The organism is Victivallis sp. Marseille-Q1083, assembly GCF_903645315.1.
In the GTDB taxonomy this organism is placed as follows: Bacteria; Verrucomicrobiota; Lentisphaeria; order Victivallales; family Victivallaceae; genus UMGS1518.
Genome location: NZ_CAHJXL010000001.1, coordinates 3,675,898 through 3,693,425, shown reverse-complemented (window position 1 = coordinate 3,693,425; position 17,528 = coordinate 3,675,898). Strand labels below are relative to the sequence as shown.

General features: G+C 57.4%; 12 protein-coding genes and 1 tRNA gene. 6 read left to right on the top strand and 7 right to left on the bottom strand.

All coding sequences use genetic code 11. The features are described from left to right. Positions 1-2: 2 nt before the first annotated feature. Genes HWX74_RS15275 through HWX74_RS15265 form a run of 3 tightly spaced genes read right to left on the bottom strand, consistent with a single transcriptional unit; the run spans position 3 to position 5,442 of the window. On the bottom strand, positions 3-3,128 hold the full coding sequence (locus HWX74_RS15275) for an efflux RND transporter permease subunit (RefSeq protein WP_176014360.1): 3,126 nt from the start codon (positions 3,126-3,128) through the stop codon (positions 3-5). Continuing rightward, a complete protein-coding gene (locus HWX74_RS15270; protein WP_217704974.1) occupies positions 3,125-4,318 on the bottom strand; it encodes an efflux RND transporter periplasmic adaptor subunit in 1,194 nt (397 codons plus the stop codon). Before HWX74_RS15270 ends, HWX74_RS15275 begins: the two co-directional genes overlap by 4 nt. 23 nt (positions 4,319-4,341) lie before the next feature. Beyond that, on the bottom strand, positions 4,342-5,442 hold the full coding sequence (locus tag HWX74_RS15265; protein WP_176014358.1) for a hypothetical protein: 1,101 nt from the start codon (positions 5,440-5,442) through the stop codon (positions 4,342-4,344). 219 nt (positions 5,443-5,661) lie between these two features. On the opposite strand from HWX74_RS15265, the gene HWX74_RS15260 reads away from it, so the two are divergent. Next, entirely contained in the window at positions 5,662-7,983 is a 2,322-nt protein-coding gene (locus HWX74_RS15260; protein WP_176014357.1) for a right-handed parallel beta-helix repeat-containing protein, read from the top strand. Between the two features lie 49 nt (positions 7,984-8,032). On the opposite strand, the gene HWX74_RS15255 is transcribed toward HWX74_RS15260, so the two are convergent. Next, positions 8,033-10,450, bottom strand: coding sequence for a hypothetical protein (locus HWX74_RS15255; RefSeq protein WP_176014356.1), 2,418 nt, complete (start codon positions 10,448-10,450; stop codon positions 8,033-8,035). Positions 10,451-10,708: 258 nt separating this feature from the next. On the opposite strand from HWX74_RS15255, the gene HWX74_RS15250 reads away from it, so the two are divergent. Continuing rightward, positions 10,709-11,803 carry an SPFH domain-containing protein gene (locus HWX74_RS15250; RefSeq protein ID WP_176014355.1) on the top strand — a complete coding sequence of 365 codons (1,095 nt, stop codon included), beginning with the start codon at positions 10,709-10,711 and terminating at the stop codon, positions 11,801-11,803. Between the two features lie 6 nt (positions 11,804-11,809). On the opposite strand, the gene HWX74_RS15245 is transcribed toward HWX74_RS15250, so the two are convergent. After that, positions 11,810-12,706: a DMT family transporter gene (locus tag HWX74_RS15245; RefSeq protein WP_176014354.1), complete on the bottom strand. Its 897-nt coding sequence runs from the start codon at positions 12,704-12,706 to the stop codon at positions 11,810-11,812. Between the two features lie 136 nt (positions 12,707-12,842). On the opposite strand from HWX74_RS15245, the gene HWX74_RS15240 reads away from it, so the two are divergent. The 3 genes from HWX74_RS15240 to HWX74_RS15230 all read left to right on the top strand — a co-directional run bounded on the left by HWX74_RS15240 (position 12,843) and on the right by HWX74_RS15230 (position 15,952). Next, positions 12,843-12,916, top strand: a tRNA-Gly gene (locus tag HWX74_RS15240). Between the two features lie 81 nt (positions 12,917-12,997). Beyond that, positions 12,998-15,145, top strand: a complete 2,148-nt coding sequence (locus HWX74_RS15235) for a SpoIIE family protein phosphatase (protein ID WP_176014353.1) — start codon at positions 12,998-13,000, stop codon at positions 15,143-15,145. 69 nt (positions 15,146-15,214) lie between these two features. Then, the gene (locus HWX74_RS15230; protein WP_176014352.1) at positions 15,215-15,952 is read left to right on the top strand and encodes a DinB family protein; all 738 of its coding nucleotides are present in this window, start codon (positions 15,215-15,217) and stop codon (positions 15,950-15,952) included. A 137-nt stretch (positions 15,953-16,089) separates the two neighbouring features. On the opposite strand, the gene HWX74_RS15225 is transcribed toward HWX74_RS15230, so the two are convergent. Then, positions 16,090-16,263, bottom strand: a complete 174-nt coding sequence (locus HWX74_RS15225; protein WP_176014351.1) for a 4Fe-4S binding protein — start codon at positions 16,261-16,263, stop codon at positions 16,090-16,092. Between the two features lie 218 nt (positions 16,264-16,481). On the opposite strand from HWX74_RS15225, the gene HWX74_RS15220 reads away from it, so the two are divergent. Continuing rightward, entirely contained in the window at positions 16,482-17,123 is a 642-nt protein-coding gene (locus tag HWX74_RS15220; RefSeq protein ID WP_176014350.1) for an N-acetylmuramoyl-L-alanine amidase family protein, read from the top strand. Positions 17,124-17,228: 105 nt separating this feature from the next. Here HWX74_RS15220 and rpsO read toward each other — a convergent pair whose 3' ends face one another. After that, positions 17,229-17,495 (bottom strand): 30S ribosomal protein S15, encoded by a 267-nt coding sequence (gene rpsO, locus HWX74_RS15215; RefSeq protein WP_176014349.1) that lies wholly within the window; start codon positions 17,493-17,495, stop codon positions 17,229-17,231. Between the last annotated feature and the right edge of the window lie 33 nt (positions 17,496-17,528).

Genomic DNA, 17,528 nt, shown 5'->3' with positions numbered 1-17,528 from the left:
GGCTATTTCTCCGCTTTTCGCTTGACCAATTCAATGGCCTGCTGCACAATCACATAGAACGCCGGAATCAGAAAGGTGCCGATGACGACCGCCATAAACATGCCGCCGACCACCGCCGTTCCCAGCGCCTGGCGGCTGTTGGCGCCCGGCCCGGTGGCGACCACCAGCGGCAGGGTGCCGAGGATAAAGGAGATTGCCGTCATCAGAACCGCCCGGAACCGCAATTTCGCCGCAAATGCGGCCGCTTCGAGAATCGGCATGCCCTCCTCATGTTTGACTTTGGCGAATTCGACGATCAGGATGGCGGTTTTACAGGCGATGCCGCAGAGCAGCACCAGGCCGACCTGGGTGTAAATATTGTTGTCGATGTTGCGCAGCATCAGGAAGAGCACGGCGCCGAACAAGGCGATCGGCACCGAAAGAATCACGCCGAACGGGATCATCCAGCTCTCATATTGGGCGACCAGGAAGAGATAAATGAACAACAACGCCAACGCAAAGACGATGCCGATCTGGTCTTCCGCCGCCTTCTCCTGATAGGACATATCGGTCCATTCGTAACGCATGCCGGCCGGCAAAGTCCGCTTGGCCACCGCCTCCATCGCCGCCATCGCCGTTCCGGAACTGACGCCGGGACGCGGCATCCCCTGGACCGTCGCGGAAGAATACATGTTATATCGCGTCAGATACTGCGGCGCATAACGGGTTTTGACCATCACCAGCGTATTCAGCGGCACCATTTCACCGCCGCTGTTGCGGACGTACAGCCGGTTGATATCCGAAGTGACGGCGCGGCTGTCGGCCTGAGACTGAATTTCCACCTTGTAGACCTTGCCGAATTTATTGAAATCGTTGACGTAGGCATATCCCATCAACCCCTGCAGCGCATTGTTGATGCTGTCCAGACTGACTCCCATCTTCAACGCTTTTTCCCGGTCGATTTCCAGATAGACCTGCCGCAGCGCCGCCCGGTAGGTGGTATAGACCTGCGTCAGGGCCGGATCCTGGTTGGCCTCGGCGATCAACTGGTCCAGCGCTTCCATCATCCTGGCCGGATCGGTTCCGGTGGTGTCTTCGACGACGAACGAAAAACCGCCGGTGACGCCGATGCCCGGAATGGTCGGAATGTCGAACGCCTGAATCACCGCTTCCGGAATGGCACTCAACTTCTTCTGCACCCGGCTGACGATGGCGCTTTGATACAAATCCGGCGTCTGCCGTTCGGACCAGTCCTTGAGCACGCCGATCATCATCGCATTGTTCGACGCGTTCGTACCGGTCAAAATACTGAAACCGGGGCTGGCGATGACGTCGGACACGCCCGGTTCCGCCAACAGGATGTCGTTGATCCGTTTGACGACCGCCTCGGTGCGCTCCAGCGAAGCATTGTCCGGCAATTGAACGTTGACGAAAAAGGCTCCCTGATCCTCGCCGGGAATGAAACCGGTCGGCAACTGGTTGAACAGCCGCAAGGTCAGAAAAGTCAGGGCGCAATAGATGACGAACACCAGCAGGGCCGCCCGCAGCAGTTTACCGACTGTCCAGCCGTACGAGGCCGTCAAACGGTCGAAAAAAGCATCGAACCAGCGGAAGGCGAAAAATTTCCGGCGCGGCTGCTTCGACGGCGGTTTGAGCAGAATCGCACTCAATGCCGGACTCAGGGTCAGGGCGTTGATCGCCGAAATCGCCACCGCCACCGAAATGGTGATGCCGAACTGCCGGTACATCTCCCCGGTGATGCCGGACAAAAAACAGACCGGCACGAACATCGCCAGCAATACCGCCGTCGTGGCGATGACCGGACCGGTAACTTCCTCCATCGATTTCAGCGCAGCCGCTTTCGGCGACAATTTTTCCTCCTCCATCAAGCGGCTGACATTTTCGATGACGACGATGGCGTCGTCGACGACGATGCCGATCGCCAGGATCAAACCGAACAAAGTGATCAAATTGATCGAATAGCCGATCGACAGCAGCACGGCAAACGTCCCGATCAGCGACACCGGAATGGCGATGGTCGGCACCAGCGTCATCCGCCAGTTCTGCAGGAAGATGAAGGTGACCAGCACCACCAGGATCACCGCTTCAAACAGCGTCCGCTCCACTTCGCTGATCGACGCGTCGATGAATTTGGTGGTGTCGTATTGAAAGCCGTACTCCAAATCGTCCGGAAACGACTCGGCCAGCTCGGCCAACTTCGCTTTGCACGCCTCGGCAATCGCCAGCCCGTTGGCATCGTTCAACTGGTAAATCGCCAGCAGTGCCGCCGGCGCATCGTTGAGTAGGCCGGAGGAGGTGTAAGTTTCCGCCCCGAGCTCCACTTTGGCGACATCCTTCAGCTTCACCTGGGCGCCGTCATCCAGAGCGCGTATGACGATGTTTTCAAACTCCTCCACCGAAGTCAACCGGCCCTGCGTCTGGATGGAAAAACGGAAAATCTGATCGGCCGGCGTCGGCGCTTCCCCGAGCGCCCCGGAAGAAACCTGCACATTCTGGGCTTTGATGGCGGAAGAGATGTCGTTGACATCCAAGCCCAGACTGGCCATCCGGTCCGGATCGAGCCAGATGCGCATCGCATAATTCAAATTGCCCAGCAGGCCGATATCGCCGACGCCGTTGACCCGGGACAATTCATCCTTGATGTTCAGCAGCGCATAGTTGGTCAGAAACAGCGCGTCATAGGTTCCCTTCGGCGAATACAGCGTCATCACCAACAGCATGTTGCTCGACTTCTCCTTGACGATGACCCCCTGCCGCTGCACCTCCTCCGGCAACTGGCTCAACGCCCAGTTCGCCCGGTTCTGCACATTGACGGTATTGGAGTCGCCGTCCGTGCCGATGCCGAGCGTCACCGTGATGGTGGCCGAACCGGAATCGCTGCTGGTGCTGGACATGTACAACATGCGCTTGACGCCGTTGATCTGCGCTTCCAATGGTTCCACCACCGTCTGCTGCAGCGTCAGCGCATCGGCGCCCGGATAGGTGGCCGAAACCGCCACCTGGGACGGCGTAATGTTGGGATACTGCGTCACCGGCATCACGCCAAGCGCAATCAGGCCGGCCAGGCTGATCAGAATGGCGATGACAAAAGCGAAGCGCGGCCGTTCGATGAAAAATTTACTGATCATTGCCGATCATCCCGGGGTTGCGCCGCCGGCTGGCCGGCGGTCGGAGCCGCCGCTTCCGCCGGCTTTTCCGGAACGGCTTTCGCGTAAGCCGGATCGGGTTTGGCAACCGCTTTCTGGTTGAGCCGCACCTTTTGAATGCCGCTGGTGATGACCTGGTCGCCCAACGCCAGACCATCGTGCACCACGGTCAGCTCGCCGAAACTTTCGCCGATGACGATATTCTTGCGCTTCACGGTCCCGTCGGCATCGACCACCAGGACATAACGGCCGGAAGGATCTTCCTGAATGGCGACTTCCGGCACGGTGATTTCCGCCGCCGGTTCCGTCATTTCCAGCCGGACCTTGACGTAAAGTCCGTCGATCAGGGCATGGTCCGGATTGTCGAACAGGGCCTGCAACTTCAGGGTTCCGGTGGTGGCGTTGACCCGGTTGTCGAAATAAGCCAGCTTGCCGGTCTTCGGATACTCGCTGCCGTCCTGAAAGGAGATGCGGACCTGCAGCAGCCCGTCATCGATCTTGTCTTTGTGCGCCTGCAATTTCAACAGGATGATTTCGCTGATATTGAATTCCACCCGCACCTGATTTTCCGCCCGGACCGTCGCCAGGGTACCGCTTTCCGGACCGACGAAATTGCCGACCGAATACTGGTTGAAGCCGACCCAGCCGTCGAACGGCGCCGAGACGACCGTATAACTCAAATTCAACTTGGCCTGGTCCAATTGCGCTTCCGACGCCATCACCTTGCCGTCCGCCTCCATTTTGGCTGCAGTCGCATTGTCATATTCCCGCTCGGAAACGGCATTCTGTTCATAAAGAGTTTTCTGCCGGTTGTAATCGGTATCGGCATTCTTCTGGTCGGCCTGGGCCTGCAGCAGGTCGGCCTCGGCTTTCTTGACCGCCGCCTCATATTCGTAAGGCTCGATCTTATAGAGGACATCGCCCTTCTTGACCTTGGCGCCTTCCACGAAGCCGCGTTCCAGCAGATAACCGCTGACCCGCGCCACCAAATCGACCGACAAATCGGATTTGACCTGGCCGATCACCGTGACCCCTTCCCGCACTTCGCTGGTGAAGGTCGGACAAACCAGCACTTCCGGCGGCGGAGGCGCCGGAAGTTGGACCGTCTTCTTACAGCCGTTGATTCCCAGCAGCAGACAGCCCGCCGCCAGCAAAATTCCGTTCCATTTCATCACGCTTTCTCCTTGCTCAATATTTACATTCCATGATCAATCATCAGCCAAAGAATACCGCATATCGCCGCACCCGCCAGTAAAGCCGCCAGAATTTTGATCCAGCTCCACGGCCGTTCCCCCTGCACTTCCCCGGTCCGGGCATTGACCGCCAGACGGTACAATTTATCGTGCCAGCGAAACGCACTCAGATAGATCGGCAGCAACAGGTATTTGAAACGGATTTCCCGGTAATCAACGCATAACGAAGTGATTCGCTGCTCATCGCCGCCGATATCCGAACATACCGCGGCACGAATGGCGCCGGCCGTCTTCTCTTTGGCCTGTTCAAACCCCTCATCCAATTCGACCGCATAGACTTCCGCCTTGAAGCCGCGCAAAAAATTGCTGTCATACGGCACCAGGTTGCTGAAATCCCACGGCTCCAGCTCTTCCAGCAGTCCGGCCGGCAATACTCTGCTGCCGGCCACCAGAATATCGTCAAAGCGATTGTCGATACAACCGCCCACCGAATGCCAGCGGGTCCGGCGCTCCTGGCGCTCCCTCGTCACTGTCTTGCCATTTTCCTGCACCGTATAGTGGACAGTGACGTAATAATAATCGCCGCGCATTCCCTGATACCGGCTTCGGGTCCGGCAATCGTAAGTCCAGAACGGCAGATAGATGCCGTCGAACGGCCGTTCCGCCGTCAGGCGCTTGACCGCATCGGGCAGGAACCAACGCCCTTTCAGCCACTTCCGGAAACACCGCCTGGCCGTTTCCTGGTCCAGTTTGAACGGCAGCAAATATCCCGGCGCCAGTTGGCGAATCATCTGCGGCGGTTCGACGATCGGCGAATCGCAATAAGGACAACGGTCGGCAGTGATCAACGGCGGCCAGATCACTTCGGCGCCGCAGTTGGCACAGTGCGCCGCCAACTGTTCGACGCTGCCGTTTTGCCGCTGCAACTCCGCCAAAGTCCGGTTATAATCGCTCTCCTGGATTTCCACCGCCCGGCCGGCGGCGGCAATGTCTTCCCGGCCGGCACAGTGCCGACAATATAAAGAACCGCTTTGCGGATCGAATTCCAGACTGTTGCCGCAATTCGGACACGCCCGCTGCGGGGCCGCGTGGTCGTTCTCCATTCTTTTATCCACATCTCCGCCTGGCAATTGCTCATTTTATGATTCAGTAATATAATTGGCTGAACGACAGTTTTCAATCTTCGTGTCCGGGGTTTTTGCAAACAGCCCGAAGTCGAAAAAATTCTTTTTTTCCAATCCGGCGGTTTGACAACCGTCCCCTCCGCGTGATTAATTATCGTCAGGCAACGATTCCATCGTAACTTAAAAGGAGAAAACGGCATGATTTTCAAATTCCATTCCGGGAAGCGATTGCGGCTCTGGCTGGTTGTCGCCGATCTGCTGTGCGCCATGTTCAGCGCCGTCGCGGCAGAGAACTTTTTTCAGGACGACACCTGCGGCATTCTGAATGCTTCGCATGCGACAATCCAACTCCAGCCGGACGGTTCGGCGGCATTGCTGGTCGATACGCGGCAAAGCGACGGTGAATGGAATGTCTGCTGGCGAACCGCGCCGGGCGTGCTGAAGCCGGAGCGGCACTATGAGGCGACCTTCCGGAGCCGGATTCTCGAAAATCCCGGCGATTCCGGTTTGCTCTTTCTGGTCCGCCCCGAATCGAGCATCGACAATTATTCCGACGTCATCAGTCAATGGCAGAATCGCGGTGAAAAATTGCAGCGGATCCGTTTCAAGACTCCGGCGGAACCGCAGGATTACGCGTTTCAAATTCATACGCATAACCGATTGAAAGCATTGATCAGTTCATTTCAGCTGCGGGAATTGGAATCTCCGGAGCAATCGGTCGCACTGGACCGGCCGTTTTCGTCGGGCGGATCGGCGGCGACCGATGCCGAACCGACCGGCGCGCCGGAATTTACAATCAAACGCCCCGAACCGGCCGCCGGAGCGCCGGTATTGTCGGTTGCCGATTTCGGCGCCTCGCCGGACAATCCGGATAATTTTGCAGCTTTCCAGCAGGCAATCGACGCCTGCGCCGCACAACAGGCGGCGCAATTGACCGTTCCTCCCGGCACTTACCGGTTCCGGACCAATCAAAGCCTGCAATTCCGGCGACTGCATAATTTCCGCTTCGACGGCAACGGGGCTTTGCTGATCTTCCTGAAGGAATCTGCCGCGATGATGGAAATCCAGGGGTGCGAACAGGTGGAATTTGCCAATTTCGCCATCGACTGGGATTGGCAGGTCGATCCATTGGCCAGCTTCGTCGAGGTCGCCGCCATCGACCCGGCGCAGGATTCAGTCGATTTGCGCTTCATCGATTATGAAAAATTTCCGGTTGAAAAAATCAAAATCCGCGACATCGAAGAGATCGATCCGGCAACGATGTCGGTGGGGGTCGAACACAGCGTCAACCGCTGGTTCCAGCAGCCGAATTACCGGTGGCTGAAGCCGAACCTGCTGCGTCTGTCCGGTACCGGTCAAATGACCAGGGACATGGCGGTCGGGCAGCTTTTCCGGATGCGGCATTACGTCTACGACATGGCCGGCATCTGCCTGTCCGACAACCGTCACCTGACCGTGGAAAATGTCACGGTGCATTCGGTTCCCAGCCACGCGTTTGTCATCGGCGGCAAACAGCAATACTGGCAACTGTTGAATACTCACGTCCGCCCGCCGGCCGGCGAACGACGGCCGATCACCTGCACGGCGGACCATTGCCATGTCGCCCAATCCTGCGGCTACTTCAAAATGATCGGCTGTGAATTCATGCTCGGCGGCGACGACTGCCTGAACGTCCACGACATCTCCAGCTTCTGCCAGCGGGCCGACGACCATGAACTGCAAATCGCCCGACCGGGAATGCAGTACTATTATAAAGTCGGCGACGAACTCGAATTGCGCCATGAAGATTATTCGCCGACCGGTTATCGCGGCAAAATCACCGGCATATGGGAAAAGGACGGACAACTCCATCTGACCATGGATGCCGTCCTGCCGGAAATGAAGCAGGAAGGGTTCATCGTCTTCAACTGGGCGTACGATTCGTCGAATATTCTGCTGCGCGACAACTACTTCCACGACAACCGGGCCCGCGGCATCCTGCTGCTGGGCAGAAATATCACCGTCGAAAACAACCGCTTCTTCCACAATCAGATGGGAGCGATTAAAATCGAAACCGGTTATACCTTCGACTCCTGGAGCGAAGGCTACGGCGCCGGCAATATCGTCATCCGCCGCAACCGTTTCGAACAGACCAATCCGCAGGGCACCGTCAACGACGGCATGGAACGGGACATCTTCATCGGCGTTTATTTGAAGAGCGATCCGTCCAGCGAGAAAACCTCCTACCCGATTTTGCACGACATTCTGATCGAAGACAATCAATTCATCGACAGCTACGGCTTACTGGCCTATATTTCGTCGGCGGCCAACGTCACGCTGCGCGGCAACCGGATCCAGCAGTGGACCCCGCGGCAGAGGGCGCAGCCGTACCGCGGTTCGATTTACGCGGTTTATACCGACGGCCTGACGATCGAAGACAATCTCTGGCAACGCAGCAAACTGGCGCCGCCGCCCCGGTTGATCTTCGACCGTCCGAGCGTCCACAATATTACAGTCCGCGGCAACTCGCTGGTCGATTGATCCGGCCGGCCGCCGGCGGCACCCGGCAACGGAAAGCGGGCGGCGGCAATTAATCCGTCGCCGTCGCAACCGCGGCGGCGGGACCGAAATCGATGACCTGCAACTCATCCGGCTGCAAACTGACCGGCCAGCCTTCCTCCTCCTTGTTCCACGGCTTCCCGGAGAGCAATTCGACGGCGGTCGATCCCACCTTCCAGGCCGGATCAATTACAATCCGGCCGGTCGCCGGCTGGTCGGAGCTGTTGTAAATTGTCAGGTAACGGTTGCCGAAACGCTCCAGGCAGATGTCCGGCGCCGCCGTCCGGGCGAGCGTCACCGGCTGCCAGCCGGCCTCGGCGACGGCGATCGCCGCCGGCAGATATTTCCGGAACAGCCAACGGTCCCGGTTGTAAAGCGCCGGCTGGGAAAAATAATGGCCGGTCGAGGCGTCGGCGCTGAAAAAGCCCGGAAACATTCCCAACGCGACCGTCCGCTGGAAATATTTTTCCAATTGCTCCGGCGGCATGGTGGTAAAATCGGTGTTCATGATGAAACAGAACGGCTTTTGCGCACAGATCGCCCGGATCCGCCGCAAATCCGTCATCGCCTGCGGCCTCCAAACACCTTCCGGGAACCAGTTGGCTTCCGTTCCCATCACATCCAGTTGCGGCGCCAGAAACCAGAGGTTGTGCGGCGTGGCGTTGGCCATCATGTAACTGCCGGCCGCATGAATATCCCGGGCGATGGCCCGGATGTATTCCAATGCCACCAGTCCGCGGAAAATACCCGGCCGGAAGGAGGAGCGGTCAAAGGTCAACGGCGTCTCCGCCGCGGCGAAATGATCGCGCCGGAAGGAAAACGGAATGGTGACATACCCTTCCGAAGAGTCGACATATTCGCCGGCCAGCCTGACCGGCGCTTCCGGGCCGTGACAGCGGCGGAAAATAGCGGAATTCCAGCGCAATGAGAAATTGGAAGGCTGCGCCGTCAATTTCGGCATGGAATTGGCGCTCCAGACCACGCCATTGCACCACGGCGTATTTTCCCGGCGGCCGGCCAGGGAACCGGATTCGTCATACATGCCGCTGTTGAGAATCGCCTGCGCTTCCGGATTGCCCTCCTTCGCCTGAAGGGCCAAATACCGCAAAGCATCATCCAGATCCTTCGGCGGCGCGTCCATTTTCATCCACCAGGTCATCGGCTCGGTATAGCGGAAGGTCAGAATGCCGTGTTCCGCGTCCCACGCCGGTTCGTTGTCGCCTTCCTTGAACGCGAAACCGAAGTCTTCCCAGCCCTCGACGCCGCTGATCTTTTCAAATGCCATCCAGTTGCCTTGTTTCGGGACCTGCCGCCGGAACGCCTCCGGAAACAGTTCATAGTAACGCTGCCAGGCGGCGCGCTGCCCCCACTCCGGCTCGAATTCAAATATCACCAAGCCCACCGTCGCCGCCGGCGCTTCCGGCGGCAGCGCCAGATCGAAAGCGATGAAAAGTTCGCCGGTCGCTCCATTCGCGGCAACCCGGCCAAAAGCCGGCAAATCCGGTTGAAAGCCGATCGCCAGTCCGGTCCCCTCGCCGGTCACCGCGGCAAACGGCAGCGTGGTATTCCGGCCGTTGCCGATTTCATAACCGGAAAACTGGTGGTAATCCCGGCTTTTCGCCAGTAACTTCCGGTCATTCTCCTGCAGGCCTTCCCAGTAAGACCACTCCCCGTCCGGCAGCGGCAGCGTATAGTAGAGGGTCACGGCCCGGTCGACGGCCTCCGGATTGCGCAGCGTTGCTGTAATCGCCGTCGCCTTATCGGCCAGCCGGCGCGTCTCCACCTGCAACTCCAAGGCGGCCGCCCGGCCGCTTTGGTCGAAAGCGACGAAGTCGCCATCCGCCGCGACATCCCGCAGCAGGAATCCCGCCGCCTTCCGGCCGGCCACCGTCACCGGCAAGCCATCGAAAACGGCGTTCTCACCGGTCGGTTCACTGGCTTGAAGCGACCGGAACCAGGCCGTGCCGGAATGGTTCCGGAACAGCGCATACACTTCAATGCGATCAATCGGCTGCGCGTAATCCAGCCGCAATTCCCGGCGGTTCCACTCCTGCGTGCCGACCGGAAACGGCGCCGTCTGCGCCCATTGCACCGAACCATCGGTGAAGAAAATATCCCCGTAGAGCGAATAATCCCCGTCCCGGCTGCCGCCGACATTTTCCGCCCGGCTCCAGCCGCTGATCACCACCGGCCGTGCCTCCGACTGGTGCAGCCGGAGTTGTTGATGAGCCCCGCTGACCAACTCGGCCGAGCTTCCGTTGTCACAACGGAAGCTGCCGTCCGGTTCACGGACAAAACCGCGGCCGAAAGCTTCCCAGTTTGCCGTCCGCAACAAATTGAGAGCCGGATTTTCCGCCCCCTCCGGTAAAACCAGCCGGCTTCGACCGACTTCAGCCGCCGTCGCCATCAGCAGGTTGCCGACCAGAAACGCCGTAACGAGCGATTTCATCACATCCCCTTTGCTTTGCTGTTCGTGTTCTTCGGGAAAATTGATATCAATAGATAACTATCTTCAAATATCTAAAGAATATCCCCAAATCTGCAAATGTCAATCCATTTTGGAATAATTTTTCTTCCATTATGCGTCCCGCGGCCGACAAAAACGAAAAAATTCCGGACAAAGTGACTTACCGGGTTGACAAGCGCCGGGTTGTTCAATATACTATTCCCAAATACAGTGAAAATTCATCGAAAGGCGGTTAGCATTATGGGGCTATTGAATATCTTCAAAGGACAGTTCATCGATGTCATCGAGTGGCCGGACGAAAACCCGGCGGTTCTGGTACACCGTTTCGACCGGCACAACAACGAAATCAAAATGGGAGCCAAATTGATTGTCCGCCCCGGCCAGTGTGCGGTATTCGTCAATGAAGGGCAGATCGCCGATCATTTTGGACCGGGCACCTATACCCTGCATACCTCCAACATTCCGATCCTGACCTCTCTATTGAGCCTGCCGTACAATTTCGAATCGCCGTTCAAAGCCGAGGTGTATTTCATCCGGACCACCGAACAACTGGACCGCAAGTGGGGTACCGGGACGCCGGTGATGATGCGTGATGCCGACTTCGGCATGGTGCGGTTGCGGGCGCGCGGCAACTACAGCTATAAAGTCGGGATTTCCAACGAACTGCTGGTGCGTTTTGTCGGCGCGCGGACCGAATTCTCCACCGAGGATATCGAAGGACAGATGCGGACCAGCGTCGTTTCCAGCCTCTCCGACGCGCTGGGGGAATTGCAGATTCCGGCTCTGGATCTGGCGGCACAATACGATGAAATCGGCCAGGCCGCCGCCGTGAAATTGAGCAATGTGTTCCTCCGGCTCGGCTTCGAATTGTTGACTTTTACGGTGGAAAATATCTCACTGCCGGACGAAGTCAATGCGGCGATGGATAAACGCGCCAGCGTCGGAGCGCTCGGCGGGGTCATGAATCAATTTTCCCAGATGCAGGCGGCCGAGGCAATGCGGGAAGCCGCCGCCAATCCCGGCGGCGCCGGCAATATGATGGGAGTGCTGATGGGAGCGCAACTGGGCACGATGGCCGGCGCCGCCGTCAACCACGCCCAGAATGCGGCGGCGATGCCGCCGCCGCTGCCCGGCGCCAAACAATATTTCGTGGCCGTCGCCGGGCAGCAGACCGGTCCGTTGACGCTCGGTCAACTGCAGGCGCAGATCGCCGCCGGCGCCATTCCGGCCGAGGCGCTGGTCTGGACCGGCGGCATGCCGGAGTGGACGCCGGCCGCCAGCGTCGCCGAACTGGCAAACTGGTTCCAAACGCCACCGCCGCTGCCCGGTAAATAAAGGCGTTCAGGAATTCAGAGCGAACAGGGCAATGGCGCCGCACATCAGACCGGCGCCGACGCTTCTTTGGATCCACACCTGCCGCGTCGCCCTGCTTTCCAGGTGACCATATCCCAACCGGGCGACCAGGATACCGAGCAGCAAGGCGATAATGCCCCGGCTCGACTGTACGACATTGCCGAACGTCGCGCCCAGGATCCCCATGCAGACAAAAGTGCCCATCACCCCGGCATACCAGCAGACCGCATAGGGCAAAGCCGGCCGGAAACCGTGCCACGGCGGCAAGTGTTTGCCGATGGCCGGCAGCAGCAGAACCGCCGCCAGCAGGAAGTTCAGCGACACGGTCAGCATTCCGGCCGCCACAAACGACATCCCCAGCGCCCGTTCCCGGTCCAGCAGCAATTTAGCCCCGATATCGGACAGCGCAAAACCGACGATGGCGACCGCCAGCACCCCCAGTCCGCGGCAATCGAAACCACTTTGCCGGGAATAATTGATGATGAAGACCGCCGCGACGGCCAACAGGATGCCCAGCCAGCGTCCCGGATTCAGCGCCTCGCCGATGATCCAGGCGGAAAAAATCGCCACGACGATCATCTTGACGCTGTAAAGCGAAGCCAGGCGGGAACTTTCGACTTTGCGCTGCGCAGCAAAAAAGGTGAATTGTCCGACCAGATAACCGCCGGAACACAACAGCCAGGCCGGATAAAGCTGCCATTGTTTCAGCAACTCGCCCGGCAATAATATCCCCACCCCGAAAAGCGAAAAAATCCCCAGAAACAACTGGGAAACAAACAACAATTGCCGGGGGGAGCCGTACCTGGTCAGATAATGCCTGGCCAGCAAGTAGCAAAAAGCCTGGATTCCGGCGGTCGCCAGTCCCCAGAGAATGCCGATTAGCATGAATTTTTTCTTTCTCTGCCAGTGACGGCATTTACGATACTCCGCTTTCGGCGGTTTGCAACCGGAATCGGCAGTTTTTTCATTTCCGAGCTTGACATCATCCGAATCAAGATTAAATTGAAAGGCGTACCGAATCGCGGGTGTAGCAAAACGGTCATGCTCCAGCTTCCCAAGCTGGCGACGCCGGTTCGACTCCGGTCACCCGCTCCATTCTTTCCGATGATTTTCCGCAATTGATCGATTGAATCTGTCCGGGGCCGATGGTATTTTGACCGGGACGGAGGAGAATATATGAAAATCGGCATCCGAACGAAAATTTTACTGGCAATCCTGTTGCCTTTGCTGGCCACTTTTATCGTCCTGTGGATTCTGTCATTCCGCAGCCTGGTCGGTTTGAACGCCAAAGCATTGGCGCAATGCCAGGCAATCGGCGACAATGCCGTCCGGGACAGCCGGACGGCATTGATCGGCATGGCCCGCACCCATTTGCGCGATTTCGCGACCGACCAAGCCGCCATTACCGATGTCAAATTCAAGCATATCGCCGCCGAAGTGGAAAGCGCCGCGGCACTCAGCCGGGAGTTGATGGCGCGGCCGCATGCCGGCGGCAATGTACTGCTCTATTCGGCCGTAAACACGCCGCCGCTGGACAAGCGGCAATATTCTTCGCTCTATTTCGCGCCGGAAGTCGCGACGGAGACCGTCCAGGCGGCCATGCCGCCGCTGTCGCAACTGCATGAAATGTTCAAATTCATGTTTGCCAACCTCGATTCGGTTGTTCTGGCCTACCTGGGGACGGTCGACGGCGTGGAGCTGCAGTATCCCTGGAGCCATACCCCGCTGGCTTATGATCCGCGCCAGCGGGGCTGGTTTAAAAGCGCCGCCGCCCACCCGGGGGAAACCTGCTGGTCGGCGCCTTACGCCTCCGCCTCGCTGGACAACAAGCTGGTCATCAGTTGCAGCCGGGCCATTCAGGACGCCGACGGCAAATTGTTCGGCGTTCTCGCGCTGGACATCAGCGTGGAAGCGGTAATCCATGACTTCATCAGTACCCAGGAGATGCGCCGGGGCTCGGCATTCCTCCTGAACGACAGCGGTGAAATCATCGCCCAGGAGGGCATGGATTTGCTGGGCCAGGGCTGGAATTTGCAGGTCGACCTGGTCAATCTTCTGCACAGCGAAGAAACGCAGTTGCAGCAGTTGGCCGCAGAGATGATCGCACTGAACAGCGGCTGCCTGCGGCTGCCGCTCGGCGATACGGTCTATTATGTCGGTTATGCGCCGGTGGCCAGTACCGACTGGAGCCTGGCGGTCGTGCTGCCGGAAGCGGATATTCTGAAACAGTCGCACTGCATCGAAGAAACCATCGCCACCGAAAGCAACCGGCTGGAAGAGGAATTCCAGTTGTCCATCCACCATCAACTGTTCATGTACATCCTCAGTTCCGCCGGCATTCTGGCGGTCGCGTTGAGTTGCGGTTACGTCCTGTCCAACCGTTTGACCAGGCCGATGGCGCTGCTGAAACAGGCCACCGATCAGATCGGCAGCGGCGATCTCGACTGTCAAATTACGCTGCACACCGGCGACGAACTGGAAGAGCTGGCCGGAACTCTGAACAGCATGTCGGCCAATTTGAAACAATACATTCAGAATCTTGAAGCGGCAACTTTGCGCGAACAGCGGATCGAAAACGATCTGCGGGTGGCGACCGAAATTCAGCAATCAATGTTGCCGGACGCCGCCAATTCCCTCCCCGGCCACCCGGAAATCGCGCTTTACGCGCTGGTCATTCCGGCCCGGGAAGTCGGCGGCGACCTGTACGATTTCGTTTTGACCGATGACCGGCATTTGTATTGCTGCGTCGGCGATGTCGCCGGCAAAGGAATTCCGGCGGCACTGTTCATGGCGACCGCCCACACGATCCTGCAGGGGCTGGCCCTGCAGCAGTCGCCGCCGGACCAGGTTCTGCTGAAAGCGAATAACGTCTTGGCCAAGAGCAATGCCGCCACGATGTTCCTCACCGTCTTCTGCGGCATCCTGGACTGCGTCTCGGGGGTTTTCACCTTCAGCAACGCCGGCCACAACCCGCCGCTGCTGCTGCATGCCGACCACTCCGCCGAATTCTTCGTGCTGCCGCCGGGCATGCCGTTGGGAACCATGCCGCAGCAGGAAGGCGTTTATCAGCTCGGGACGGTGAAACTGACGCCCGGCGACCGGCTGCTTCTTTACACCGACGGCGTCACCGAGGCGATGAACGCCGACGGCGAACTCTGGGGCGAACAACGTTTGAAAGCGGCGGCGGAAGCGGCGGCAGGTTCCTGCCGGACGCCGCGGGAGCTGATCGAAGCAATCCTTCAGGCCGTCCGGGCGCATGCCGGCAACGCGCCGCAATCCGACGATCTGACCATGCTGCTTCTGCAATACAATGGCCTGCGCTGACCTTGGCTGAGTTAGGTTTGGATGCCTCTGGCAAATAAGGTGTCGTTTAGCAAACGGGGAAGAACATACATGAAGTATTTTGGAAATGGATTAAGCGAACAGCACAAAGAATTAAGTCATATGATCCGCAAGGCAGCAGAGCTAGAACGGTCCAAGGCTCTGTTTTTAGAAATTCATGCGAAACTACATCTTTCCAGCGTATCGAATACAGAAAAAAACGAAGTTGATGATCTATTGTGCGATTTGGATAGGAACGAATATGCTATTATGCCGACAAGCAAAGATGAAACAATAGCGTGGGTTTTATGGCATATCGCCAGACTTGAAGATTTGACAATGAATATATTGGTCGCCCAGAAAGAACAGATATTTAATCAAGAATGGAAAAAGCGGCTAAACGTTGCAATTACAGATACCGGCAATGCCCTCTCTGATGATGAAATCATGGAGTTGAGCAGGGAGATCAATATTGGTGAATTGCTTCATTACAGAAACGCTGTCGGGCAAAGGACAAGAGAAATTATTAGTGCCTTAAACGCAGTTGATATTAAAAGAAAAGTCCGCCTGGCTGATTTAGATATCATACTTTCAGCAGGCGGTGTCACACAGCAAGAAACCTCAAAATGGCTACTGGATTTTTGGGGTAAAAAAGATGTCGCGGGACTTTTGCTTATGCCGCCCACTCGCGATGTAATGCTTCATCTAAATGATTGCTGTAAATGGAAAGAATATATCAGAACAAAAAAGAAGTTTTACAGAAGTGGAATAACGATCCCAGCCACAAATGGAAACAGCCCCGGCATGTGACGGCACCAATCTCACGCCGGGGCGGTCATGCGGAACGATGGAAGCCCGTTTTCGGGGGTCTAGGATAAATCACACAGGCAAAAAAAAACCGGAGTGCGGCAGGCACTCCGGCTTTTCACTGCAGACAACGGCGGAACTCAGTCCATCGAAATCGCTTCGACCGGACATTCGCCGGCGCAAGCGCCGCAATCGATGCATTCACCGGCGTTGACAACGGCGACGCCATCCTGCATGGCAATCGCATTAACCGGACAGGTATTGACACAGGTTTCGCAACCGGTGCAGGTAGCGGAATCAACTTTAGCAGCCATTTTTTATTCCTCTTTAGGGTTTAAATGTGAAAAACGGGATTGCCTAACAACCCCACGTCGTAACTATAATATCTGTTTATTATAAATCAAATTTCAATCCGAGAAATTCCCGGATAAATAAAAACACGCCCGGTCAACGCGGTTATCGATTTGCTTTTTGGCCGAATCATGACTATTTTACCCGATATCTCGGCGAAAACAAACAGGAATTTGGCAAAATGAAATCATTCAGTTGGTTACTGGCTTCATCGGCCGCCATGCTGAGCCTCTGCTTCGGCACCGGCTGCGCGGTCGATCAGTGGGGAAATTATATGCAGAGCGCCTTCGATTCCGACCTGGAAATGCGCAACGGCGTCCTCGTTCAACAGCAGTTGCTCGACGACAACGAATACAACAATCAGTACAAACGTCCCGGCCCGATGAAGGAACTGAAATATGTCACCATTCACAATACCTATAATTTCGGCCCGGCCATCAACGAACGCAATTATTTGAACAACCGTCGCGACAAGGCGTACATTTCGTTTCACTACGCCGTCGATGAAAACGGCGCCATCCAGATCCTCCGCGACGACGAACGCGGCTGGCATGCCGGCGACGGCGACGGTCCCGGCAATGCCAACAGCATCGCCATTGAAATCTGCCGCAGCCGCTGCTATGATGACCGCGACGGCGAATACCGCGGCGCGGAAGCCAATGCCGTCAAGTTGGCTGCCTGGCTGCTCGACCGCTATCAATTGAGTGACGAGGCGCTGAAAATGCATCAGGATTGGAGCGGCAAATTCTGTCCGCACCGCATTCTGGAGGAACAGCGCTGGGATGAATTCAAAGCAAGAGTCAAAGCGGCGCGCCGCCATTGAGGCCATCTCCGGAAAGCGGCTTCAAAAGTAAGATTGCGGTAAAACAATAAAAAAGCAGGCGGCGCCCGGAAATTTCCGGGCGCCGCCTGCTTTTGGAAATCGCCGTTATTTGCGGCGGATCGCCAATTCGTCAGTCAAGCTCAAATACCGGTCATGATCGGTACGCGCCAGGTAAGCCAGCAACTTTTTGCGGCGGCTGACCATGGCCAACAGGCCGCGGCGGGTGCTGTGATCTTTCTTGTTGTTGCGCAAATGCTCGGTCAGTTCGCTGATGCGCTGAGTCAGGATCGCGACCTGTACTTCCGGAGAACCGGTGTCGCCTTCCTGCCGGGCATACTTGGTGACGATTGCCGTCTTGGCAGCTTTGTCCATCTTTCCTATTTCCTTGTAGGTTGCGTGTTCTGC

Excerpts from the sequence above, each read along its gene's own strand:
- HWX74_RS15275 (WP_176014360.1), bottom strand. The coding sequence starts at position 3,128 with ATGATCAGTAAATTTTTCATCGAACGGCCGCGCTTCGCTTTTGTCATC.
- HWX74_RS15270 (WP_217704974.1), bottom strand. The coding sequence starts at position 4,318 with ATGAAATGGAACGGAATTTTGCTGGCGGCGGGCTGTCTGCTGCTGGGA.
- HWX74_RS15265 (WP_176014358.1), bottom strand. The coding sequence starts at position 5,442 with ATGGAGAACGACCACGCGGCCCCGCAGCGGGCGTGTCCGAATTGCGGC.
- HWX74_RS15260 (WP_176014357.1), top strand. The coding sequence starts at position 5,662 with ATGATTTTCAAATTCCATTCCGGGAAGCGATTGCGGCTCTGGCTGGTT.
- HWX74_RS15255 (WP_176014356.1), bottom strand. The coding sequence starts at position 10,450 with ATGAAATCGCTCGTTACGGCGTTTCTGGTCGGCAACCTGCTGATGGCG.
- HWX74_RS15250 (WP_176014355.1), top strand. The coding sequence starts at position 10,709 with ATGGGGCTATTGAATATCTTCAAAGGACAGTTCATCGATGTCATCGAG.
- HWX74_RS15245 (WP_176014354.1), bottom strand. The coding sequence starts at position 12,706 with ATGCTAATCGGCATTCTCTGGGGACTGGCGACCGCCGGAATCCAGGCT.
- HWX74_RS15235 (WP_176014353.1), top strand. The coding sequence starts at position 12,998 with ATGAAAATCGGCATCCGAACGAAAATTTTACTGGCAATCCTGTTGCCT.
- HWX74_RS15230 (WP_176014352.1), top strand. The coding sequence starts at position 15,215 with ATGAAGTATTTTGGAAATGGATTAAGCGAACAGCACAAAGAATTAAGT.
- HWX74_RS15225 (WP_176014351.1), bottom strand. The coding sequence starts at position 16,263 with ATGGCTGCTAAAGTTGATTCCGCTACCTGCACCGGTTGCGAAACCTGT.
- HWX74_RS15220 (WP_176014350.1), top strand. The coding sequence starts at position 16,482 with ATGAAATCATTCAGTTGGTTACTGGCTTCATCGGCCGCCATGCTGAGC.
- rpsO (WP_176014349.1), bottom strand. The coding sequence starts at position 17,495 with ATGGACAAAGCTGCCAAGACGGCAATCGTCACCAAGTATGCCCGGCAG.